The 24,427-nt window shown below is 51.8% G+C and carries 23 protein-coding genes; 11 read left to right on the top strand and 12 right to left on the bottom strand.

Going from position 1 to position 24,427, the window contains the following annotated elements; genetic code table 11:
- The 3 genes from secY (at position 1) to C457_RS13135 (ending at position 3,273) form a co-directional block, all read left to right on the top strand.
- Entirely contained in the window at positions 1–1,470 is a 1,470-nt protein-coding gene (gene secY / locus C457_RS13125) for a preprotein translocase subunit SecY (protein ID WP_008095306.1), read from the top strand.
- 104 nt (positions 1,471–1,574) lie between these two features.
- Positions 1,575–2,225, top strand: a complete 651-nt coding sequence (locus C457_RS13130) for a hypothetical protein (protein ID WP_008095307.1) — start codon at positions 1,575–1,577, stop codon at positions 2,223–2,225.
- The gene (locus C457_RS13135; protein WP_049913579.1) at positions 2,218–3,273 is read left to right on the top strand and encodes a tyrosine-type recombinase/integrase; all 1,056 of its coding nucleotides are present in this window, start codon (positions 2,218–2,220) and stop codon (positions 3,271–3,273) included. Before C457_RS13130 ends, C457_RS13135 begins: the two co-directional genes overlap by 8 nt.
- Positions 3,274–3,362: 89 nt before the next feature.
- Here C457_RS13135 and C457_RS13140 read toward each other — a convergent pair whose 3' ends face one another.
- Complete coding sequence (locus C457_RS13140; RefSeq protein ID WP_008095309.1) at positions 3,363–3,746, bottom strand: hypothetical protein; 384 nt, start codon at positions 3,744–3,746, stop codon at positions 3,363–3,365.
- Positions 3,747–4,470: 724 nt separating this feature from the next.
- On the opposite strand from C457_RS13140, the gene C457_RS13145 reads away from it, so the two are divergent.
- From C457_RS13145 to C457_RS20365, 3 genes are all read left to right on the top strand, one after another.
- Positions 4,471–4,848 carry a hypothetical protein gene (locus C457_RS13145; RefSeq protein ID WP_008095310.1) on the top strand — a complete coding sequence of 126 codons (378 nt, stop codon included), beginning with the start codon at positions 4,471–4,473 and terminating at the stop codon, positions 4,846–4,848.
- A 73-nt stretch (positions 4,849–4,921) separates the two neighbouring features.
- On the top strand, positions 4,922–5,170 hold the full coding sequence (locus C457_RS20100) for a hypothetical protein (RefSeq protein ID WP_152420011.1): 249 nt from the start codon (positions 4,922–4,924) through the stop codon (positions 5,168–5,170).
- Between the two features lie 194 nt (positions 5,171–5,364).
- Positions 5,365–5,523, top strand: a complete 159-nt coding sequence (locus tag C457_RS20365; protein ID WP_161611446.1) for a hypothetical protein — start codon at positions 5,365–5,367, stop codon at positions 5,521–5,523.
- Between the two features lie 417 nt (positions 5,524–5,940).
- On the opposite strand, the gene C457_RS13150 is transcribed toward C457_RS20365, so the two are convergent.
- Positions 5,941–6,474, bottom strand: a complete 534-nt coding sequence (locus C457_RS13150) for a hypothetical protein (RefSeq protein ID WP_008095314.1) — start codon at positions 6,472–6,474, stop codon at positions 5,941–5,943.
- 221 nt (positions 6,475–6,695) lie between these two features.
- Entirely contained in the window at positions 6,696–7,013 is a 318-nt protein-coding gene (locus C457_RS13155) for a hypothetical protein (RefSeq protein WP_008095315.1), read from the bottom strand.
- A 529-nt stretch (positions 7,014–7,542) separates the two neighbouring features.
- Here C457_RS13155 and C457_RS20105 point away from each other — a divergent pair.
- A complete protein-coding gene (locus tag C457_RS20105; RefSeq protein ID WP_152420012.1) occupies positions 7,543–8,325 on the top strand; it encodes a hypothetical protein in 783 nt (260 codons plus the stop codon).
- 40 nt (positions 8,326–8,365) lie between these two features.
- Entirely contained in the window at positions 8,366–8,674 is a 309-nt protein-coding gene (locus C457_RS13160; RefSeq protein ID WP_008095316.1) for a hypothetical protein, read from the top strand.
- A 179-nt stretch (positions 8,675–8,853) separates the two neighbouring features.
- Here the strand turns inward: C457_RS13160 and C457_RS13165 are convergent, their stop codons facing one another.
- On the bottom strand, positions 8,854–9,096 hold the full coding sequence (locus C457_RS13165) for a hypothetical protein (protein WP_049913580.1): 243 nt from the start codon (positions 9,094–9,096) through the stop codon (positions 8,854–8,856).
- Between the two features lie 43 nt (positions 9,097–9,139).
- Positions 9,140–9,484, bottom strand: coding sequence for a hypothetical protein (locus C457_RS13170; protein ID WP_008095318.1), 345 nt, complete (start codon positions 9,482–9,484; stop codon positions 9,140–9,142).
- A 386-nt stretch (positions 9,485–9,870) separates the two neighbouring features.
- On the opposite strand from C457_RS13170, the gene C457_RS20110 reads away from it, so the two are divergent.
- On the top strand, positions 9,871–10,866 hold the full coding sequence (locus C457_RS20110; protein ID WP_152420013.1) for a hypothetical protein: 996 nt from the start codon (positions 9,871–9,873) through the stop codon (positions 10,864–10,866).
- A gap of 313 nt (positions 10,867–11,179) precedes the next feature.
- Positions 11,180–12,595: a hypothetical protein gene (locus C457_RS20115; RefSeq protein ID WP_152420014.1), complete on the top strand. Its 1,416-nt coding sequence runs from the start codon at positions 11,180–11,182 to the stop codon at positions 12,593–12,595.
- A gap of 83 nt (positions 12,596–12,678) precedes the next feature.
- Here the strand turns inward: C457_RS20115 and C457_RS13175 are convergent, their stop codons facing one another.
- The 4 genes from C457_RS13175 to C457_RS13180 form a co-directional block, all read right to left on the bottom strand.
- Positions 12,679–13,002, bottom strand: a complete 324-nt coding sequence (locus C457_RS13175) for a hypothetical protein (RefSeq protein WP_008095319.1) — start codon at positions 13,000–13,002, stop codon at positions 12,679–12,681.
- A gap of 221 nt (positions 13,003–13,223) precedes the next feature.
- Positions 13,224–14,846, bottom strand: a complete 1,623-nt coding sequence (locus tag C457_RS19725; protein WP_008095320.1) for a GmrSD restriction endonuclease domain-containing protein — start codon at positions 14,844–14,846, stop codon at positions 13,224–13,226.
- A 573-nt stretch (positions 14,847–15,419) separates the two neighbouring features.
- A complete protein-coding gene (locus C457_RS20120) occupies positions 15,420–15,815 on the bottom strand; it encodes a hypothetical protein (RefSeq protein ID WP_152420015.1) in 396 nt (131 codons plus the stop codon).
- Positions 15,808–16,644: a ParA family protein gene (locus tag C457_RS13180; RefSeq protein WP_049913581.1), complete on the bottom strand. Its 837-nt coding sequence runs from the start codon at positions 16,642–16,644 to the stop codon at positions 15,808–15,810. The genes C457_RS20120 and C457_RS13180 overlap by 8 nt, the downstream gene beginning before the upstream one ends.
- 396 nt (positions 16,645–17,040) lie before the next feature.
- On the opposite strand from C457_RS13180, the gene C457_RS20370 reads away from it, so the two are divergent.
- Positions 17,041–17,178, top strand: coding sequence for a hypothetical protein (locus C457_RS20370; RefSeq protein ID WP_161611447.1), 138 nt, complete (start codon positions 17,041–17,043; stop codon positions 17,176–17,178).
- Between the two features lie 120 nt (positions 17,179–17,298).
- Here the strand turns inward: C457_RS20370 and C457_RS13185 are convergent, their stop codons facing one another.
- The 3 genes from C457_RS13185 to C457_RS19735 are packed head-to-tail and all read right to left on the bottom strand — an operon-like array spanning position 17,299 to position 24,426.
- Positions 17,299–20,919 (bottom strand): DEAD/DEAH box helicase, encoded by a 3,621-nt coding sequence (locus C457_RS13185; protein ID WP_008095323.1) that lies wholly within the window; start codon positions 20,917–20,919, stop codon positions 17,299–17,301.
- Positions 20,916–23,795: a DUF1156 domain-containing protein gene (locus tag C457_RS19730; protein WP_008095325.1), complete on the bottom strand. Its 2,880-nt coding sequence runs from the start codon at positions 23,793–23,795 to the stop codon at positions 20,916–20,918. Before C457_RS19730 ends, C457_RS13185 begins: the two co-directional genes overlap by 4 nt.
- Positions 23,796–23,805: 10 nt before the next feature.
- Entirely contained in the window at positions 23,806–24,426 is a 621-nt protein-coding gene (locus C457_RS19735; RefSeq protein ID WP_083864296.1) for a DUF7680 family protein, read from the bottom strand.
- Position 24,427: the final 1 nt, after the last annotated feature.

Below are 24,427 nucleotides of genomic sequence, written 5' to 3' on the forward strand. Positions count from 1 at the left end.
ATGGGATGGAAGGACGCCGCCGAACCAGTGCTGGCGCGGATGCCCGCAGTCGCCCGACCGGAGGGACACGTACCGTTCCGCCGGAAGCTCGGGTGGACTGGCGGGATCCTCGTTCTGTACTTCTTCCTGACGAACGTGACGCTGTTCGGTGTCGACGCCGCGACCGCGAACGACCTGTTCGGTCGGTTCCGGTCCATCTTGGCCGGCCAGCAGGGCTCGGTGCTCCAACTGGGTATCGGCCCAATCGTCACGGCGAGCATCGTCCTACAACTGCTTGGCGGTGCTGACCTGCTCGGGCTCGACACGGACAACAACCCGCGCGACCAGATCCTCTACCAGGGACTGCAGAAGCTGCTCGTCGGGGTCATGATCGTCCTGACGGGTCTGCCGATGGTGTTTGCCGGCAACTTCCTGCCGGCCGACCAGGCCGTAGCGGCGTCGCTCGGCATCGGTACGCTCGGCGTGAAGGGACTCATCTTCGCGCAGATCGCCGTCGGTGGTGTCCTCATCCTGTTCATGGACGAGATCGTCAGCAAGTGGGGCGTCGGCTCCGGGGTCGGCCTGTTCATTATCGCCGGCGTCAGCCAGCAGCTCGTCGGTGGGCTGTTCAGTTGGGAGGGCCTCGGCGGCGCGTCCGGGTTCTTCCCGACGTGGATCGGTATCGTCACCGGTGCCATCGAACTGCCTGCCTCGCCGACCGACCTGCTGTCGACGATCTTCCTCGGTCAGGGACAGCTGCTCGCGCTCATCACGACGGTGCTCATCTTCGGCATCGTCGTCTACGCCGAGAGCGTCCGCGTCGAGATTCCCCTCTCGCACGCCCGCGTGAAGGGTGCCCGCGGTCGCTTCCCGGTCAAGCTCATCTACGCGAGCGTCCTGCCGATGATCCTCGTTCGCGCCCTGCAGGCGAACATCCAGTTCCTCGGGCGCATCCTCAACAACTCGTGGGCCGCCATGCCAGCGTGGCTCGGCCAGTACACGAGCGGACAGGTCACCGGTGGCCTGTTCTACTACCTCGCGCCCATCCAGTCGCGGTCCGACTGGATGTGGTTCCTCGGGCTCACGTCGGCCGACCCGCTCGACATCGCCATCCGCGTGCTCATCGACCTGGTCTTCATGATCGTCGGTGGCGCGGTGTTCGCGATATTCTGGGTCGAGACGACGGGTATGGGTCCGGAATCGACCGCGCGACAGATTCAGAACTCCGGGATGCAGATTCCCGGGTTCCGACGCAACCCGCAGGTCATCGAGAAGGTCATGGAGCGGTACATCCCGCAAGTGACCGTCATCGGTGGCGCGCTCGTCGGCCTGCTCGCCGTCATGGCGAACATGCTCGGCACCATCGGCGCAGTCTCCGGGACGGGGCTGCTCCTTACGGTCTCCATCACGTACAAGCTGTACGAGGAGATCGCGGAGGAACAGCTCATGGAGATGCACCCGATGATGCGCCAGATGTTTGGCTCGGAATAAACACTGAGCCAACAACCCGGAGAAAATCTCCGGTTCGGTTTTTCTTTCGCAGCGCTTGACACATTTGCGGACGTTTAAGTCAGTCTGTTCGACCACGATGAGCCATGAGGCCATCTGGTCGGGATCTCGACATTGACGAAATCTCTACGCACGTCCACCTCGAAGTCTCGAAAGAGAAGAAAGCCCAGTGGTTGAAACACGCATTCGAACACTACCGTGGCAACCTGACCGCTCTGATTGAATCAGCGGTCGATAACACCGTCTCCTCTCGCTGGGTTTTGGAAGACGATACAGAGTCGGAGACACGAGTGGATCTCACTCCTCTCGAATCAGAGTTGGGCGAGCTGAAAGAACAGGTATCCTCAATCTCCAGTGAGATGTACAAATCGTCTCAGGAAGATATGGAAAATCTCTCTCGCATGGAGTTCCTGCGACTGGCTGCTGATGTGCAAGATTTGTTGCCCATTGTCTGGAACCCCAATTCTCTGCCCGACATAGACGAGACATCACGTCAGTCGCTTGAAAACGATGACGTGCCTTTGACCACAGCCCCGGATATTGCTTCACATATCGATGTTTCTGAGAGACTTGTCCGTCAGGCCTGTCGGCATCTCGAACAAGAGGAACCCAACGTTGATAGTGTAGTGAGAGACGGTGTGCGCTGTTGGTTCCAGACGCCAGACGAACCAGACGTCCGAGAGCAGATTGTTGAGACGGATGATACAGATTGGTCTTCGGAGGTGAACGATGATTAGAAACGAAAAGGGTGAGTTCGGGTCCAAGTACATTTTGGAGCAGTATACTGACCTGTACGACGATTATTCTGAATGGATAGAGCCGAACGTGGTAAAACAGACAACTTGTGATCGGCTTCAGGCTGGCGTCCGTGCATGGCTTTCATGGTGTGAAGAGAATGACGTTGACCCACTCGAAGTCGAAGAGAATGATGTTCGAGGTTATATTGTCGAAGGGCTTTCAAAATACGCCGATACTACGCTCATCAGGCGTGTAGCGACGATTTCAAAGTATTACCACTATCATCTCCATGACCCGAACTCGGGTGTAAACATCGAGAAGAATCCAACTGCGGGAATCAATCTGAGAAGAGACTACGATGTCAGACAAACTGCGGAATATGTCCGTGTACTGAGCAGGCAAGGAAAAAGCGACAAAATTGCATTGCCGTTCGAGAAACTCAAACCAATTTTCTCGGAGGTGGCAGGTAAAGACCCGATTTCGGTTCGAAACGAACTCATCTGCAGATTGTTGTGGCAAACAGCACTCCGAAGCGACGAGTTGTCACGTATTCGCATCGATAATATCGACTTTGAAGAGCGAGACATCAAAATTCGATCATCGAAGCTGAATAAGAAAGACCATCCACGGCTCTACCATCGACACGTCTGGTGGGAGAAGAACCTCGACCAGCTCATGTTCAAGTGGCTTGAAACGCACCGGTCACGGTCTTCGAAGTACGCTGAAGAGAGTCCGTACCTGTTCTTGACGACTCACAGTGAACAGATGCGACCAAGCCATATCAGCCGAATAGTCAAAGAAGCGGCACATGCCGCTGGGATTCAGGAACCATTGACACGGGAGTCATCAGGAGCCGTGGAACAGTGGCTCATCACAGGCCACCGGCTTCGGCACAGTCGTATCACACAGCTGGTTAATGAGACGGACATGGATCTGAACTGGGTTCGTATGATGGCAGGTCATGCCAAGATAGATACTACGCTACAGTATGTGCGCGAGGACTGGGGGCTTGCACACGACGCGTATCATGACGCGACCGAGGGTTGATTGGTTACCCGGATAAAGCAGGAATCTTCCTCGTATTCCATCGCAATCGATGGTTCGAGGGGTAAACCTGATGAATTAATGCCGTTAAGTCAATTGCTGTACTTCTGTTCTGCGTCGTGTTCGGCGCGTATGAGGGTGTGAACGCCATCGTCGATTCCCTCTCGCAGAACAGTTCTTCCGGGGTTCGTCAGTGTGTAGTACGAATAAGTCCCTTTCCGGTCAGTATTCGGGTCACGTCGCTGTTTGATGAGCGCAACTCGCATCAGGTCTCTGAGCTTGTCGTGGATGTCGTCCACATCGGCGGAATCAAGCGTCTCAACCAACTCGTTCTGGCTGAGTCGGTCGTTCTCCTCCAGAATTTCGAGGATGTCGGTTGCGAGTTCTGTTGACGCAACTTCTTGCATTCGTTCGTAGTCCTCCGAGTCGAAAATACTGCCTTCGGGAAGGTCGATGTCGTCTCTGTCGAGATCCATGCATGGTTTTCAATTTCCGGGGTTAGAAGACTTCTCCCAGTAAAATATTTACACTTAACAGAGTGGCGAAGACCGCGACGACATCCTTAGTAACCACGTTCTGGCTAGTATCAGAAACCGCCACCGCCCAACTCCAGAACCCGACGTGCTACATCCCCTACACCCACAATCACCAGCAGAAGCACGGTGAATCCTACCTCACGGTTCCCTGCCCAGACATCGAACAACCAGTCGCCGGGAACAGGTGCTAACCCGGTTACTACGAAACCCCACATAACGACCACGACACAGAGGACACCGACAGTACCCGCGAGAATTTTCTGACCGGGATTCATCTTCTCATCAAGCTAAGGTAGCCGATTACGAGTGTAATACCTCCAAATGCGAATCCCGCTATCGTGACAACTGTGTTCCCAGCACTAATCCGAACGGTGTCTGCGAGACCGGACCATGGCCCTCCTGTTGCCTCCATTGGTATCCCGAGGATGAGAAGTCCAATAATTGCGAGTAGAAACGCAATAACAGCGGTAGCGATACTGCTGACTACGTTCACAGTCGAACCAGTTGGCGTAACAGAATAAAGATGCTGCCGTGTTCGGAGTCTTTCTACAGAAACTCGCGAAGTCGACGCCGACATCCTTCGAACCGACCGTCTGAGCCACTCTCTTAAACGTTGATATTCTACTGGAGAAGGCTTCTAAGGCCCGAACTCAAACATTGAGGTATGGATAACGACATCCCAAGCGAGGTCAGCGACGACGTGCTTACAGACGACAACGACAGTTCTCTGGAAGACCATCTACTGTGGCTTAACGTTGCATCCGACCCTGCTTGTTTTACAATTCTGCATTTTTTATATAAATCAGACTTCGGATTGACCTTTGGTGAACTCATAGACAAAACAGAACTCAGTGAAGACGATTTACTGTATCATCTTGACGCGCTCCAAACAGCCAGACTCATCCACGATTGGACACACGACGTGGAGAAAACATACCGAATCCCTCCCTACTACAAAATAAACGAAGTTGGACGTATGGTCCACAAATCGGTCACATACCTCCTACATCGAGAACGCGAGTACCACTTCAAAGACGAGTAACCGCGCCACTCTACTAAATATTTATTTCACTACGTGGCTCGCGTATATTCTGTTCCCTCACGAATCTCATTCAATGGCCGACATCCTCGAACAAGCCGAGAGCGACCTACTTGCTGACGACAATCCACTGCCACTCGAACACCACTTGCGAGTCCTTGATGTCGCCGTCAGCGCTCCCGTCCGTTTCGCTCTCCTTCACTGTCTCTACACCGCAGACAACGGATTAAGCAGAACAGAACTCGCAGACTCAACAGGACTCGATGGCGACGAACTCGACAACCAACTCCACCTCCTCATGGATGTCAACCTCATCACTGGATAGACCCACCACACCACTGAGCTTGGCACTCACGAGCATTGTGAAATCACAGGCACAGGACACGTCATCTATGACGCTATTACCCACATTCTCGACCGTGAAAGAGATGCTGCCAACCACTTCCGAAGCGAGTAACCGCTGCGAACCCCTAAGTGAACTAAGGGTTTTTAGGTAACTAATCAACAGTCGACGGTACAATGGGTCGCATTAACATCGAAATCCCAGACGATCTGCACCAACAACTCCGAACCGAAAGCGCCGTCAAGAATGTCCCAATCAAAATGATTGTCATCAGGGCACTCAGGGACCACTCCGACTCTGTCGACCTCGATGTCGACCCCGCAATGCTCGACTGACACCCGGAGGAAACCTCAAAAAAGAGATTAATTTCGACCTGAATATCACATAACCCTATTACTGAGACGAACATCATGAGATAAACATCACCTATCCATGAAAATATGATTATCAATAAACACCCATCCAAATCAACGAACAGTATACTACAGAGGTAACCAGACGAATCCATGTGACGACCCCCTCCCGAGAACAGTCAATGGTATTTGTGAACAAAGATAGGAATCGGCCACAAACTCATCGAACAGTCAGTAGACATTATCTGCAACCAGAGAGTAGACCAATCCGGGGCGTCACCGACATCCAACTCATTTGGGCTTTCGGGTCACGACGCCCCGCACGCGGAACTACATGTGTCGAACGACATCTACCCAGACAGAACCCACTCCTCGAAGGGACCACCGTCCGGAAAGAAACTACTTGCTGGGCGAATCCGAGTTCCGGTACTCGTTGAGATTGACGTTAACTTCCGTTCGAAAGTAGCGACAGATTGCTCGTACAGCACCATTCATCTCGTCCAACTGACCCTGCAACGCTCTATGTATGGATTCGAGAGTCTCGTTGGTCTCCTCCATTTCTTCCCGCAACCCTGCGTTCTCTGCTTCGAGCGACTCTACCCTGTCTTCGAGTCGCCGGACGCGTTCTTCGACAGGGAGACCGTCACCGAGACCGTCGAAATTCCACGATGACAGGAACTCTCGCCCCTCATCGGTCAGGGTTGCGACTTTCACGTTGATGGTTTCATTCTTGCTCCACGGTTCGGTCGATAGAGAGGCCAAACCGGCGTGTTGAAGCCATTCGAACCTGCGACGGGTGTAGTCGTTGTCGCGGAGGTGGAGGCGTGATTTCGCTTCGCTGGTAGTCTTGTCGCCATCGTCGTGGAGGAGGCGGAGGATGTCGATGGCGTCAGTGTCGAGCTTCTGGTTGTTGACAGAGACCAATTCAGTCATACATAAAAATGTATGATTTCTGATTATTTATACTTGTTCCACGCGCAAACTCTACGAGTCACGCGCCGCGCGTAGACAGTAACGTGTGACCCACCGGTCACGAGCCAACACGAGTAGCCCGCCAACAATCCAAATCTGCTCCGTCAATAATAACCTCCCCGTGAACGGGGGTCCCCCCTCACAGGCGAGAGCAAGGGAGACTCTCAACAACGACCCGAACACTAATCTTGAGAATCCGAGGAATCACCCCAACCGGGATCAACCCCTCCAGCAACAAACCCATCCCACGTTGCCTCCTCAATCTCGAAAACCTCCCCGCAGTCATCGTCCAAATGCCCATACTTCTCCTCATAGATGTCGCGGTCAGTCCACTTCGTGTGGCACTCATCCAGTAACTCATGCATCTCCCTATCCCGAACCTCAATCACAGACCAATCCGACAGTTCAACCTCGGTAGGGTACTCGTCATCGTCAACATCGTCTGGAGCAACCCAGTGGTTTGGACGGTCAACATTACTGGCCGCACCGTAGTATGGCATACACAGAAACTTCGAACTGCCGTTCATTTAGACCCCTCTTGAGTCCGCAACCCCACCGACGGGAAACAAGCGAACAACCGTGAACACCTTCATGCGACGAAGATATGCGTGTTGCGCTGCACGTAGACTCGTAATCAACACAGTCCTCGAACAGGATGTTGGTGGGGTTGTGGAGCGGTGTAACTCTTAATCGCGGAGACTCAGTAGCGTCGACTGCGTGCGTGAAACACGGTCAGCATGCTGCCGATAGAACCCTGAGTTCGTTGTGCGCGTCTTCTGGGATTTCTTGATTCATGCGTCCCATGTTCGTCCCGGTTCATAACGATAGTAATCAACCTAATAAACCGTCCGATATGACCACTTTCAGTGCCCAAAGCCCACGATTTCAATGTTTGCGGGTGGGGTGTGGAAAAGGCTGGATAATCGTCGAACACCACGAACACCGAACGCATCCTCCCGCTGCGACACGCTTCACTTTCACCGAGCCTATCCCCGAGATATAACCCTTCAAACACCCATATTTACCAGTATGGGAGTTAGCGATTCTGAAACTGAAACCATCCGGCTCGATGAAGCGCCCGAGTACACCCCGCGCCGCCTCATCTACGACGACCACGACCTCACCGCCGACGACATCCCTCGCACCTTGCACGGACGGCGGCCAAAAAGCGGGATGTGGCAGGAACGAGTCGGAGTCCATGGCTTGAGAGCGAGAGGCGCAGTCGCAGAACGGAGCGTCGATCTCTTCGGGGACACCTACAACCCCCATTATGGGAAATTGCCGGGAGACCTCTCACACCTCTCTACTGATGAACTTCTCGAACTGGACAAAGTCGAGGACGACTTCACAGGATTCGAAATGGATGCAGTCGGCATCTCAGTCTATAACGTCGCAGGGGCAGGGAGATGGGAACTAATCTGTCTCGAAAGCAAAGACAAAGACCCAGCGAAAGGAGGCGTCGTCACATCATCAGAGGTGAGTCGTCTCGTCAGCCTGTCAGAAGCCGCAAACGCAACTGCTGTTATGCTTCGTTCGTGTCCGATGACAAAGCCAGCGAGACGCATGGCGACCCTGAACAGAGTCCAAGATTTCACCCTAACTGAATGGATACAGTGCGATCACACCTCGCAAAACCCGCGCGACAAACTATTCAACCGATTCGGACACGGAGAAGGACGCGCAGACACGAGGTCAGTCATGTGGCACACCTATGTAGACGTGCCTCCCGCGTGCGAGTTGTTCGACACTGAGAACAACGACATCACAGCAACAGACAATTATCGAACATACAGAGACACCTCTGAGAAGTAACGACAGCGACCGTTTACATGTTCACACAGATACCTCAACCATGACACTCCCAGAAAACCTGCTCGACACGCTGTTCGTCCGCGACGTGTTCGACATCCAGTCCGAGACGTGGGGGGACGGGTTCGAGGTCCTGCTCACCGACTCCACGCCCATCCTCCCCTCGCCAGTCATGCAGGAGATTCTCGCCACCGACTACGCCATCCGCGACGCCTACATGGAAACCAACGACTCCCTCCGCCTCTACCTATACCCCGAGGACAAGATTCTCGAACAACGCGAGAACGACCGTCGCGCCGTCGATGTCGACCCGGAACCGATTCCTTTGGCCGACTGGCTCGCAGAAGGCTAACCCACACACGGGGTTGTAACTGTAACCCGTCGAAAGAACACGTCTCACCGCTGAAAAACCGGTTTTTGTTTCTACGACTCACCGTACGCCGGACAGCCGTCACCCGAGCAATTTAGGCATCGCGACCGATTCCGCAACGCAGGCGCACCACATCACGAGCAGAGGCCGAACATAACCAGTTATCTCGCGTCCACCATCTCCACGCTCCCCACCAGACCCTTAATCGCCGCCCGGATCTGACTGTTCGTCACCCCTACATCGTCCAGAATCGCATCCAGCAACCACTCGTCACCCGTCGAAACCGGCCCCGAGGATGACGCGATAACCGTTCCCGAGGGGTTTTCGAGGTCGTAGTTCGTCGCCGTCGTCCGCTTCAATTTGTATCCAGTCGTATCCATGTGTAGCGTCTCCGTGTCGTCCACCGCATCCAGTTAAATGGCTGTGCGAGCTGCCGACCCCGGTCAATCACGGCAGCCCGAGAACCGTCGCCTCCAGCGTAATGTTTCCAGAGTCGGTGAAGAACCGGATGTCGTTCAGCGAGGCATCAGTGAGGTCGATATGCCAGCCACCGAACCTATACCCATTTTTGAGAGTGTTAATATTATTGGCATATGTCGCGCCCTGCCCAGTCCACTGCCCATTAAACAGCAGGTCACCCGAAACCTCCCCTTTTTGCATAGTGAACTGCGGGACATCATCAACGAGGCCGAGTTCGCTGTAAGAGAAATATATCACGAAGAATCGAAGACTGTCGCCGTCATCTTTCAAAGGCGGACGCTGATAGAGTATTACGACGGGAAACTCCCGCATATCCTTTAGCGGGAAACGGCTTCGTGAATCAGTGGCGTTCTCGTTGTCTTCCGGTCGGACGCGGAAACCCCGGCACAACTTCTCCGGGCGATTAACACCACCTCCTCTGCCAGTCGTTTTGATTTCTCGCCACTTTCGGTTGGTTTGTTAGTTTCGTTGTTGGGAGCTTAACAACGAATCATACAATTTCTGTCTATATTCTTGGTGTTTAAGCCCGCCAGATTAATCAAGGCACAGCAAACTCAATTCAAATACCCAGAAAAGCGGTCGCGTCCACTGAAGAATACTTCTGAAAATCACGACCGCATACATGTCCACAGTTACAACGCATTTCAAAAGCGGCTACCAGTACGACTCTACGAACGTCTGCAATCGGGAGGAGCGAAATGTCTGAGCCGGAATTGGTCCTCACGACCAAACCAAGTGACGATCCAGTGGCAAGTTCGCCGCCAACCCTTACTACATCCAAGGACCTTCACCAGTACCTCTTCAATCCATGGAAGACTGGTCTGACTAACACACTCATCAAAGCGACCCATGATGTTGTCGCCGGCTCCGATTGTCATACTGAGGCGCTCCGTGACGCCGGCGTAAAGGCACGTTATGGTGCCTACGCAGCCACCATCGCTGCTGGCTGGTGTCATCCACGATATGTCGAGATTCTCTACTCGTCGCGGTCGATTTCGAAGCTCAAAGAGAAATTCAGTCCCTTCTGGTTGGCAACCCACACAACTCGGCAATTAGCCAAAGGCACACTCATTATGGGGGCTACCCCTCGGGGGAGCCTTGAACAGGTATACAACGGTCCTTTTGCAGTCTTTCGTGCCTCGACAATCACACCTAGAGTCAACATCCAGATTGACGAGACCCTGTGGGACCACAGACGTTCAACTCGCAATCGCCTTGTCCAGTACCTCGTCCAGATGGCCAAGGGATGTCAAGTTCACGTTGTCGGTCCGACATACTGGATCAACCATCTCTATCGCGATCACCGGGACCAATTATCCACCGCTGTTAGCGAAATCCGCGACCCAGAACAAATAGGTGGTTACCACATAGGGGACCAAGTCTGGGAACAGGTCCGTGCTGCCCTCGCAGACTGCCCCCCGTCAAACGACATTTGGACCCTCGTGAAACTGTTGAATAACCGCGAGAATGGGCTGTACTCCTATCGAGAACTGTATCAACGTCCTGAACTCCCCGGTGGCAATAGTCGCAAGCGACAACTCATCGCTGACCTCTACCAGTATTCACTTGCTGAGCGAGTCACGGTGGCCGGAGATTCTCACGTCGCCCTGCTTCCCGCCGGAGAGGTTGCTTATCAACGCTACCAGCAAGAGTATGGTGAACAAACGCAGTTGGAGGGTTTCACTCGTGTCTGACCAACACCCAACCCCAAACACTCCAGACAATAACCGTGTAGAAAGCGTGGTTGGGTCTAAAGAACACCCCTCAAATCGATACCCCGTTTCCACCTTACGCCCACACGAACATGTTGCATGTGTAGTTGCCCCCCCCGCCAAGGGTCTCGGTATCGTTAATTGTCCTATCGACAAGCGGTCGGACCCACGACAACCTGCGTGGAGTTACGTCAAAAGCAGAGATGAGTTGGTTGTCTCGGCACAATACGAGAACCCACTTCAGTACGCAGTAAGCATCGCACGAGCGTTAACCTGCGAGCGGACGTGGCAGTACGTGCTTCCTCCAGAGCGACTGGCTGGCGACACTACCGATGAACGACCTCTCGAGGATATTCCTCACGACATCCTTCGTAACGCACGCTGCATGGGTTATCTTGACGACGTGGATTTCACCGGCGTTAATTACGTCGACGCTCTTCGTAAGGCACGCGACGACTTGTTAAGTCTCACCCGTCAATTGCACGGCGTCACTGACGACGATGAGCGACAACTCCGCAGTCGTATTCTCCGCAACGCACACGGGTTAATGGGGACAACAATGCACCTGCTCGATTTGTTCAGCGTCAGTGTCACCCGCGAGCTTCGTCTCCCCTTCTACAGTCGCGACTTCCACAGCGACGGCCACGACAATCGAAGGCGAAATGACCTTCTTCGGTTCCTAATGACTGCACTTCCAATCAGCAGCCGATATGGGCACTATTCAACTCAGCGTGTCCTGTTTGAGTCACGAGACGAGAAGCGGACGTCCATCCTAGGTGCGCCGACGTCAAGTAGTGAGCATCCGATTGGCGAATTGATTGGACAATGGACTATCGTTGGCCGGGGTGTCAACCGGCTCGTTCCCTATTTGGAAGATGTTCTTCGGAATCCTAACGAACTTCAAATCGACGGCGAGAACTTCACTGAGTTTCGTGTTGACTTCCGAATTGAATCCGACTGGATGCGGGAAAAAGCGACAGAAGCAGTTCATCGGATGTCGACACGACGGGGACGAACGGCCAACCGACAAATCGTCTGTGTATTGAGTTCTTTTCTCCGAAGCGTATACGACGTGTGTAGGGCACTTTCTGCCCTTCCGCGTCTGGACGAGCCATCAAGTACAGCGTTATCGACCGACGATTGCAGGTATGCGATGTCGACGCTACCCCCAAATCGTATTCTTCCCGGTGCGACTCCGACACAGTCTAAGATAATCCACGCACTGTTCGGTTCTGACGGTCCTCTTATCCAGAAAGAGTTGGCTGAGCGAGCAGATGTGAGTTCGCAGTCAATCCGGAACAACCGCGAAGCACTGCTTCTCTTCGACATCATTGAGCGGGCAGATCAGCGTTATCAACTTACGTTTGACATCGAAGGAGGCAGTCCAGTAACTCCATGGTTTGTAAAAGATGGAATCACACTTCACGATGTGCTTCGGGACGCTACAAGGAGTTTGCTTGAAGATGAAAAACGACTGAGTGATCTGACTGACTCATTTGGCTCCGCATTCTATTGGCCCACGGCGATAGAACCGATTACCGATGAATGGTCATGGATGCCTCCTTTCATACGGTACGTAGGAGCGTATGTCTGTGAGGATTTCTTTGCCCGCTCACTCGATAATGGACAGATGGGTGTTCCGACTGCAACGATGACTGGGTTTGGGGACTTTCCGTCCCAAACGTCCCTCTCGTCTTTTAACGGGACCTAAGTCGACTTATTGGTCAAAAACACGCGTATTGCTGGTGGAGAGCCAAAGCAGTATGAAGTAAATCGGGAGTTATTGGAACCCGTTCAATTCTTCTTTTCACAGTCATTCAGGTAGTCTTCAGCACGTTTGATTTCTCCTGCGGTCTTAGCGAGGAACTGCTCGAATGAGTTGTATTGTGTGTGGAGACCGTATTCTGCGTACATTTCAATCATGGTACTCAGCGCAACACCGGCGATGAGGTCAGGGCTGACATTGTTTTTTAATGCTCGATACATGTTGAGGTTCGCATCACGAGTGTAAGCGACAGCTGGATTGGTCACTTCAATCCCTGTGATCTCTGTGATTTCATCAATAGTCATTGAGCTTTCGTAGTCGTTGTAATCAAACTCGGTTGCCGAATCGGACATTACATGTTCAAGAATGTCGGTGTTTTGTTTGGTGGTTGCGGACGGCGTTCTGCTCGGTAGATTAGCACCGTTACCCCTCCAGCTTGTTGTTTCAACTCACGGACGCTGGAAGAATGTCGATATTGTAGAACTCGTTGGCGATGGGGAATGCACGGATGTTGTTGAATCTATATCGCCATTCAGTAAGCTAGCAAAATCGCTGTGGGTTTCTCTGAGTACGACTACCGAGCAAGCATTTCTGGCTCTACTAAGGAGTCAAGGAAGCTGTTGATTCCATTTGCGATTAATCGACGACGTTCCCCGAGGAAGTCTTCGTAATTTTCCATCTCCCAGAGTCTTTCATCGACAGGTACAAACGCTGGCTCTAACGCATTTGGATATTCCGTACTAACAGTCGGGAGATATTCTGATGGTGGCGAGTCGAAAATGCCGAGATTCCCACTCTTAGTTAATGGAACACGGTTAGCTATCTCATTCACGCGCTTTTTGTCGTAGTGATTACTTCCGGTATCATATCCCGCTTGAGATAGCTGCGCTCTTGGGAAGATATGGTGGCTCTGGATAGAGTAATCGTCCCCCACTGGCTGTGAAAGGTCGATTCCGTTTCGCCAATCAACACCTTCGTTGGCCCGGATTACAATCTGCATCATGTTGTATAGTGGATGGCGAATACCCCGCATATCGAGATTCTCTGGTGAAACGTGAGGATCTCCTTCCTCCTCTTTCAACGTCGTTATCAGAGCTGCAATCGGTTCGTCACCCTTGAGAACATTCAAGTCCTGCAGTAAGCTGGCGTCAAGTCCTCGCGTATGGCGACGCTGCAGCAGAGCGGCATACATCCAATACAACATTCGGTTCCGTTCGTTCGCTGACCGGAACTCACCATCTTGCATTGAGAGATACCCGATGATCGGAATAAGGACATAGGGCGTGTTGAGGTCCTTTGTTGAGTAAATGTACGCGTGGTCTCGTAGAACGTTAAGGACGTAATCAATTATCTGGGAGAGGTCGTTCCAGCCAGATTGTAGCTGTTCACGCGAGAGATCGTGAAGGTGTTCGAACTCTGCACTCTGGTTGATTACTGCATTCATCGATCGCACGAGGAACGTTAAATCGAAACTGAAACCAATCTGGTCTAGCCGGGAAAGTTTATTTTTGAAATTCCGTCGAGTTTCTGGCCATGCACTCACCATATGCGCCAGTGCAATGTCTGCGTCGCTGAGAGCAGTACCTTGGCTGTTTACTCTGTCGAAGACGGTGAGTGCTTCGCGAAGGGATGACTCATCGTCAACATGCATTATCGGAAATTCATCATTCCTGATTTCCTGTAGGGCTGTGAGATTTGCTTGGTACTCTTGGAATAGTTCAAACGAAGGCCCAGAGTCCCCTGAAACCTCTTCTACGATCTCTCCTACGTTGACACCACCGCTTATGAAGCAGTCTGTGACTTTTACCCATCGAGGATTCCCTTGCATCTCGGCTTTTTTGTAATACTTCAGCTCTTGTGTATCGAGATTATAATGGAGATTTCGGGGGTCGTTGTCGATGCTAGAATAGTACGGCGGTAAGTCGTCTTTGATGAGGAGATACAGGACCGTGAGCCGTTGTTGCCCATCCAGCAATACGCTCACTCGATTCCCGGATGGTATACTTGGGGAGTTCTTCAAAGCGGGTGGGTTGTCTGTAGCCCACAGTAAGAGAGACCCTGTGGGGTATCCTTCCATTAAGGAATCGACGAGGAGTTTAGACTGATCTCTATCCCAAGTGAACTCCCGCTGAAATTCAGGAAGGACGATCTCATTGTGTGCAATCTGATTTAGTAGATGACCGACATCCTCACTCATAATCCATCTTAACAGACAGGTCACCTACAATGAGCATAGTATTTTCCCTAGGGTTACCCCCCATTCCAAACAAGACGTCCGGTTATCATCGTGTGTGTAAACTTCGCACCTACGAGTGCATTCTCTCCGAGTTGCGTCCAAGCAAATTTGGCCTGAATTATACTCAAGATAGTTCATGTTGGTAACCGTGCTTGAGATCTCGCTATAGTGGTCGGTGCCGCACCACCCTGTCACGAGTGTCACGAGAGTCGGTTGTTTATAAACACACTCTCTCCCCACTTTGTCACGAGAAACGCCCCAAAGGTGTACCCCTCCCGCAGAACACCTTACTAAGATTATTATTTGAGAAACTTTTAACTTCTTATGTTTAATAACGTACCCGTAGTCCTCTTTTAGCCGTGGTTAGTGGAAGACGCTAACCCGGCAAAAGATGCACTCGATCCCCCCACCCACACCTTCGGAGCGTCTCTCGTGACAAAGTGGGGAGAGAGTGTGTTTATAAAAGAACGCCTCTCACGACACTAATGACACTCGTGACACGGTGGTCCAGTCAATTGCGTCTCCGAAACGATGTTAATCGAGATGCAACTCGGATTTTATCTCCTCGGGAGAGTTCATTCCATGCCTCAGAAGTGCTGGGTAGAAGCGCTTGTTTTTGGGTAATTTCACGCCAAAGCGTTCCTCGTGCTTGTTATTGAGTTCGTTATAGAGGTCATTGACCTCTCGAACGACATCCGTGCCGACATACATGGAGAAATGCTTCCTGTCTTTGACTGTGTCTTCTGATGTCTTCTCTGAGGTATCAGTGCTACGCCCCTGATTGGTCTGGGATTCTTCTGTGACAGTTCCCGGACCTGTCTCTTGGCCATCCTCATTCGACGATAACCCAGATTGGATGACCTGCTGAACATCTGCTTTACGACGTTGTTTGTTCTCACGTCCTTCACTAACAGAAGAGTCCTTACGCATCAGTACGACCCTCCTGCCACGCTTCATCAACCAGTGACTCAGCAATTCGGAGGTATTCAGCCTCCATATCACAGTCCACTGAATAGGCGAAAATCGACCCGGAATTATCTGCAGCTCGCTGGAGTGCGACCCGAGACCGGACAGCGAAAATCGGCGCAATGCTCTCGAAGGTTTCTTCAAACCAGTCCATCATTTCCTTTGATTCGTTGTCGTAGGATACCTCGTTGCCGACAACACCGACAATGTCGATGTTCGTTGAGTAACCATTCTCTAATGCAGATTTCTGGTGCATCAGAAGTTCGATGGCCTTGATGCTCTTGCTGGTCGGACGTGCCGGGAGGAGGATATGCTCAGCTGCGAGGAACGCGTTATTTGTGAGCGCTCCAAGGTTGGGCGGGCAGTCGATGAGGATGAACTCGTATTCCTTATTGAGTTCGGCCAGAGCGAGCTGAAGACGTTCCTCACGGCGGATGGCGCTGGTGAGTTCGCTTTCCGTTTGGAACATCTGTGCGTGGGCCGGAACAATGTCGAACTCATCGTGCGAACGAATTATTTCGTTGATTTGGTCTTGTTTCGACAGGTCGCTCAAGATGTCGTGCAGTGACATGCCATCGGCATCGTATTCGTTTCCAAGCCCACAGTCTTCGGAAAGATGTCCTTGAGGGTCAAGGTCGATGAGAAGCACGTCGTAGCCGGATTTGGATAATGCCCCACCAACATTCAGCGCGGTTGTGGTCTTCCCACAGCCTCCTTTCTGGTTACCGACCGCGAGGACGAGTGGACTATCTTGCGTGCGATTCTCTTCCGGTGTAGGAGTATTCGTTGACATTGGAGTTAGTTAGTCTGGTAGCGATCTGTGACGTGTCTGGGTGGCTTCTGTGAGACGTCCCTTATCGCTCGCAGGCTATTCTGGAGTATACTGACTCCTGCCATAAGTGTAACTGCTCTGTTATGTTTTGGAATGGGTGTTATAAAGTGCGGTGAAAATGGGGTCTAAACGCCTTTCCCATATACATTGGAACAATCGAATATTGACACAACCAGAGTAATGAACGAGGACTACGAGGCTGAGACTCCCATATCGAGTCGAGAATAGATGGAGGACACCAATTGTGGGCTTTTCACCGAGATCTGAATCTCCACACTGGACGGGGTTGGGTCGGGAGAACGGACACTGCGAACTCCGAATCCGACATCGCCCAAAAAACCTGCACGACAGACTATCGTGGTTGATGTGGAGGATGTCGTTGAACGAAAGACGGACGGTAAAGGGAACTTCACCGTTGACACGGATTACGCGGACGAGACGGTTCGTGTGGCGGTTCTCGGCGTTGAGAAGGGGAAGAGGAATGGTAGCGGATAATCAAACCGTCGAGATCGATCCAGACAAACTTGTCACTGGGTTTCTCAGATCACCGAGAATGAGTGACACGGATGAACGCAATAAGCTCCGTTGGCTGTGGAGCAATAAGTCGTCTTGATTTTAGTCTGAAGTCACCGTAAGCCACTCTCGAAGCGTCTCTTCAGTGGCCGTGATAGATTCCAGAGAACGGTCTCCCGGAAGATCGCACACCGATTCATCAACTGCACCGACCCCAACGACATCAGCGGTATCAAGACTCCCCTCTTCACCAACCACAATTCGCGGCGGTCCTACCTCACGGCGACTACCATAGACCAACTCAACATTCCGGGGATTCGTATCCGAAACCACCGACAATAACGTCTCAAACAGCGGATCACCGGGAAGTAACAGTCGAATCGATGGGAATTGATCCGCAACCTTGGGAGAGAACGTCACCACCACCCCCCGGCCACGTCCCAGAACCGATTGTGCCGTCTCTGTGACCTGCTCCGGTGACTCGACATCATCCTCGTCCAGTGTTTCAAGCACATACGCATTGGTTGATGTTCCAGCAAACTCTTCAGCTCGGTCGTGATTTCGGAGTGCTGTAAACGACCATCCTACCTCCTCGAGCTTCTCTGAATGGAGTAGTAACTGTTCGATGGTCTTGAGTCCAACCGTCGGCTCATAGCGTCGTTCTTCGACACCAACAGATGTGAGTGCGGGGTGCTTCGACCCATCCCACCCGACCAATCCGGCGTCCTCAATGATCTCTTCGCGAGTCGCTGGCTCCTCGGCTCCCTTTGCCAGCCCAGTCTCTTCCTCTCTCTCTTTAGCTTCTGCCGCTCGTTCATCTGCCATTTCTGCGACTCGTTCAGTTGCAGTTCGACTATCGTTGTCGTCAGCACCCATCATCGCATCTTTGAAATCCTGTTCGATGCTGTTCAGTACGGGTCGCATCGGGCCGACGACATTCTCAAAGAGTTCTAGTCGTTCTTCTAACTCCTCGTAGATGTCGCCATCTACACTGTCCTTGTAAGCGTAGTTGATTATCTTCACTACTTCATTGTCCTGCCCAATGCGGTCGATACGTCCTATGCGCTGCTCTACCCGCATCGGATTCCACGGCAGGTCATAGTTTATAAGCGCATCCGCTGTCTGGAGATTGAGTCCCTCACTGGCACTGTCGGTACAGATGAGAATATTCGTACCTCCTTCCTCAGTGAACGACCGCTTGATCGTCTCTTTTCCGACCGACGTCCACTCCCCGCTTTCTGGGTCGTATTGAAAACCACCAGCTCCGCTGTACGTACCTACGTTAGGGTGTGTATCCGTCAGCGTAGTTCGAATGTGTTCTAGCGTATCTTGATACTGAGTGAAGATGATGATGTCGTCAATGGCCTCCTTGCGAAGACTCCGGATGTCTTGGCTGAGTTGTGCTACCTTCGGATCGGTGTGTGTCCGATTGAGGTCATCGACGAACTCTCGAAGCATCTCTCGTTCTGCTTGTACGACACTTGCTGCGTGTCCTTTCGTGGGGCGGTAGGTGTCTAACGTCTCTTGTCCAACTACCTCGTCAATAGTTGCCTCGGTGACACCTGTGTCCTTGCCGAGCGCCGAGACTTCCTCAGTCATATCTTCGACTTCGGCATCAAGTTTGTCTTCCCGGCGTCTGAGGCTCTTTTTGATCGCGTGCAGGCTGCTCGTGAGACGCTGTCGGTACGTCGTCATCACGAATCCAAGGGCGAGTTTCTCCTTGCCCGTCAGCACCTTCTGAGATTCCTCGTAAGTCGTATCGATATACTCCTCGACCTTTTCGTAGAGAGGTTTCGCATCCCCAAGCTCGATTCGCTTCGTCTCGACTGACCGGCTGGGTACGGTATCTGTGAGTAGGCCAAGATTCTTACACTGTTCCAACACAGTCCGGGTGTTGCGGAAGATACGGGATTGGACCGGTGTGGCCCACTCGGAAGCGTCGACAAGTGCCCGCCATCCTGCCGGTCCACAGTCTAAGACGAGTGTTTCTGGGTCATCGAATCGGTTAGACGTCTCGCGTGCCCCGAGCAACTTTTCGACAGCCTTCCGTTCTTTCAACCTGAGCGGGTTCGATTCGATTACTTCGGCTACTTCGTCGTCGTATCCGGGGTGAGCGTTGATGTGATCATGAAGGAGCTTCGCGAACAGTTGTAGGCGGGGTTTGACCTCTCCCTTCTCCAGTTCAAGTTCTTCACGCAGTTTGAGGAGAACATCTTGCCGGTCGTGGGACCCCGAAGAGTTAGAACTGACTTCGCTGAGAGTGGTCTGGAGCGCTCGGCGCGTCTCGAAGAACTCAGTGAACCGCTCTTTGTTATCCCACGATTTGGGTAAATCACACAGTCGTAGGAGGTCGTACAACTCCCCGATGTTCAGTTGCATCGGTGTCGCAGTCAACGCGTAGATGCAAGCTGTCGCTTCCTCCACCTTACTGAGCAGATCGTAGAGTTTGGTATCCTCTCGAGCGCTGTGAGCCTCATCAATCACTGCTAAATCCCAAACGTCACCCTCACCGGACGGGGCGACGTGGTGGTGGTTCTCATCGCGACGAGCGGTGTGCCACGACTGAATAACGACGGTCGGTTGCTCACGCTGAGTAACGAAGTTCCCGATAGGTGTCTCAGACCACTCGTCTGTAGTGGAATCGCCCTCAATTCTCACGCGGTTATCGTTCTCGTCACCAAGAGGTCCGACAAGGTACTCTCCGTCGTATCTCCTGTCGTAGTAGTACGCGTGGATGTTGAACCGGCTGAGCAACTCGTCCTGCCACTGCTGGACGAGTCCTGCGGGGACGAGGAACAACGCATTATCCACTCTCCCCGTATGCACCAGTCGTGAGAGGGTGAGTCCAGCTTCGATGGTCTTTCCGAGACCCACCTCGTCACAGAATAGGAGATTGTTCGGGTAGATGCTGACAGCGGTGTCAGAAATCGTCCGCTGATGCGGCCACGGCGTCACGGTACTCACGTCCTCTGCGAGGTGGAGTCCGCCGGGAGTACGCCCAGCGACCGAGACGGCGGTCGCGACGTCGCCCTCCGAAAGCGCTGATTGCGGTGCGTGCTTTCGGACACGTTCGACGTGGTCCTCAAGCGCACCGTCGGTATCCTTCCAATTGATGAGGTCCTGTTCAGCGGCCTCATCAAGTTCGTGGACATCCACAGAGGGATGGTAGCCGTTCCAAAGCGCGTTGAACGTTGAGACGTCTTCCTTGATGTACTTCTCTTCACCGCGTTCCCACGAACGGTGGACTTTGAACCGCTCGTAATTGTACGTCCACGCGCTCAGCGTCTCGTTGACACTTCCCTCAAAGGTGAGGACGTTTCCATCTTCGTCTTCACCGATCCCGAGCTTCGGATGGAACAACCCATCTCCCGACTTCGGTTCCCCAACTTTGATGTGGAGGTCTCCACGGTCGAGAAGGGTGGCGATGATTGTGAGCTGCGATTCTACCCACGGTGCCAACGGTTCGTTCGCATCGGGAAACATCGCGCCTCTTTCTCGCTCTTGGAGGTCTGCTCCCGCAATGACTCGGATCGTACCACCGGACTCGAGCATAGAATCCACTCCTTCCAGCGCGTCCGCGAGACTCCGGAGACTGAGATACCCTGCCAGTCGATCGTATCGGTTAACCTCGCTCAGAAATGGACGATAGAACGTGTCTATGAGGCTGTTACTGTTGAACCCGCTCTCGTAGACGGGGTTCCAAGTCTGGTCTCGGAGTGTCATGTCCCATGGTCTCCCAGTTCTGCCTGTTGTGTTTCACCGGTCACGTCAATGTGGTCAAGGTTGATGTCGAGATAATCCCCTGTTTCACCAGACATAATGTTGACTAGTGTTTTTCGCATATCTGTTTCACTGGGTAAAACCTCTAAAAGTGCTGAGATCGCGGTTTTAAACTGGCGATCCGATTTCAGTCCGCGCTCAGTTAACCACGTCCACGCAGCAGATGCACCTTGGCGTTCATAGACATGGAGTGCTGCATGAAGTGTGTCAATCGTATACGCATACCGTGTATCTGTTGGATCTACCGGATACTTGACTGAGGATGGGTTATCTGCATCTCCGTCTTGAAGCAAAATAATATCCTGAACACGGTCGTTATGCTGCTTTAATTGAATGTCTCCACTTCTCTTGCCCCAAATTTTGGTAGATCGTTTGATGTCTTCAATATCTACTCCAGCAGCTACGCCTAGTTGGAGACCTTCGTCATAGGGGAAAGTGTCGTTCTCATATATTAACCATGCTAATATATACCAGCGTGTTAATGAATCTAGTTCGCCTAGACCTTCGGTGTTGAGGAACCGTTCAGCGATTACGCTAGTTACTGCTTTTCTTGCCTCGCCAAGTGCTTTGCGAGGACGGATTTCATTCCCCTTCTTATCAACCACTGGGAAAGTCTCTGCATATTTTTGTAATGTGGGCCCATATGCCGCAATTGCCGTGTCTGTTTTTGAAACAACATATCCAGAGTCCAGAATTTTTTCTGCTTCTTGTTTAGCAACGTGATTCAAACTATCTTTGATGTCTTCCCAGAGTGTAGTTTCGTTGTTCTCATTTTCCTGACGCTTGCGCCCTATGAGGAGGATAGAACTATCTGCACTAGATTTGTCCCTCAGCCCGACGCGGTCAGACATTTCAGTTTTAATGGGATGCGTGGCTGTGATTGTAAATCCAGATTGAATCAAAGCTGTGGTGAGGGTATCCCAAGCGTCCATGTCTCGGTGAGTAAACATGACAGTCATTACACCGCCAGAATTGAGAAGCGTATGAATCTCGGCAAAAATACTTTGCATCTTTGTTTCATAATGCTCATCTGCCAATTGTTTCTTTGATTTACCACCTTCATTGACGCCTTCGAATCGATCGGGATTCGCAACTGCTTCGTCATCTTTGTTTGTTAGCTTTGACTGAAACAGGTGTGGGTAATCGCCTTTCAAGTATTCCTTCTGGACAACATAAAATAAATCAGATAACTCTCCATACATAATACTGCTATAGTACGGCGGGTCAACAATTGCGGCATCCACCGTCTCAGGGCCCCATATATCAGATAAGGTTGCTGCATCTTGCGATGCAACTTCTGCGGGGTTCTTGCCAGAAACGTATGATGCTAGTTCGTTATATGACTCAATGGCGTGGTCACTGTTATTTATATACCCTCTTCGAGGGGCAGAAATGTTGTTATCGACGAACATTTTTTTCTGAGAATAGTTGTTCTCACCGAAAATATTCGCCCCATAACCTCGAGTGTCTCGCCAAACTGAAAGACGCGAGTTGTGGTCCACAGACTTGCATACGGGAAACGTAAGCAGTGTGAGTATTAGTTGGGACTTCGTTTTGTTATACGTCTCTCTTATTTCACTAGAGAATTTGTTAAAAGCCCGTAAATATTCGTAATGGGAAACGAGTTGTCGGGGAGTGAAAATGTCTCTCCATTCTGTCATTCCCCAAGTTGTCGGATCATTAGTACGGCTGCTCACATCAATTGGCTCTGTGAGGAATGTTAATAATTCAAAGTCAGATTCTACTCTCTCCGCTGCTTTTTTCATACCCTCTTTATCAATATCCGATCCTGCTCGGAATGCCCAGTTTCCGTTGGGTTCCATATAGTTGACCCCATATACACTATACTCAAATTCGCTAGCAGCCATTTTGGCTTGGATTGTGTCCTCCTCCGTAATCACCCCACAATGAGGACATTCTACGCTCCTTCCACTTACTGGTCCATCGTTCGGGTCAAACTCGTCATCAGAAATGTGTTCCACCTTGACATGATGGTATTCAACTTTCCCATCCGAGTAAGACGGTTTGATTGCGTCCCCCCCTTTCGAGGTCTTGTTCAGCCACCACCTGCTTACTAAGGGTATTTCACCGCTACAAGATTCACATTTGATCAGATAAGTACAAGCTGAGTTTAAGATTTCTCGGCCAGACTCTTCCGTAGGGTAGAAACGGGAGATATTATTTTTTGCTTCTGAATGAATCTTATCTCTCCAATCAAAAATCTCTGGACCGAGCTGCCCGACTTTAGGTGCGTATTCCAAAGCGACCTTGTTAATCAGGAATGGGACTGGGTTCAGTTCATTTGATTTCGCAGGAATCCCATATCTAATCGCCTCAAATGGAATAATTCCTCGGCCAGCGGTAGGGTCCAGAATTGTCGGGAGATTACCACCCCAACCCTTTCTCAAAGTCTCATGAAGTTCCTCTAATTGCGCTTTGGTTGGGGTTTGAGTATTCGGGTTGGGATACCCGTAATGCTCATCTAAAGTTCCAGATGTATTGTTGTCCGTGTACTTTTTTTGTACAAACTGTTGAATATTCGTATCGAGTGCTTTTGGCCCAATTTGTAATAACTTCAGCAGTTTGTCTGGCTCGATCTCACCGGGATATATAGAGCAGAGAATTGCTAAACGGGCTGCGGGAGTTGGCCGAGCGGCAAACCATTTGTGCAGACTCCGTAGCTTGTGATACCTTCCGGATTCCATATCCTTCTCGCTCTCGATGTCGACTGCGGTTAATGGGAGTTGAGACTCGATCGCAACCCGTTCTGGGGCAATCTGTTCGTTATCTTTGACATCTTCGTTAGGTTGGTCCGTCATAGTGTTTGCTTCAAATATGATCTGCGAGTAGTGTTCGTAGTGCCTTTACTCCGTTCGGAGAACTTGGAGACCGTGCCTTAGCATGCCAATAGTAGCACTCGCCAAGACTCATCTGACGGATACCGTCGGCAATCGCTCTCATCCGGTCACGTCGGGAAAGCGGTTTGAGCGCCCGAAAGGCAATTGACAGCCGGACACCTGCCCCCTCGGGTAGTTCAACCGTCGCTGGGTTGCCAGTACAGACTACTTCGGCATTCTTCCCCGCTTCCTTAAGCGTCGGCTCTATCAGATAACTCACCTCGTTGAATGCCACTCCACGGAGTGTGGCTATCTTAATTGCACACCAGCCGTCCCAATCGTATCCAACAGATTCGTCATCGGACGCGATGTCGGCGGGTGTCTCACCGTCTACGATGGCGTCTCCGAGACTGCGAATTGGAATATGGACGGTCTTCTGGCTTCGATTGAACCGAGCCTGCCGAGCGGTGGCGATGTCCTCTGGTGCCAGTTCGTACAAGGTAATCTGATGTCGGTCGTCCACCCGCTCCCGCGTCAACAGAAACGTAGGTCGGTTCCCGTAAGCACCAGTAGTGAACGCGAAGGATTTCCCTTCTACTCCACTTCGGCTCATT

It is taken from the genome of Haloferax prahovense DSM 18310 (genome assembly GCF_000336815.1).
GTDB lineage: Archaea > Halobacteriota > Halobacteria > Halobacteriales > Haloferacaceae > Haloferax > Haloferax prahovense.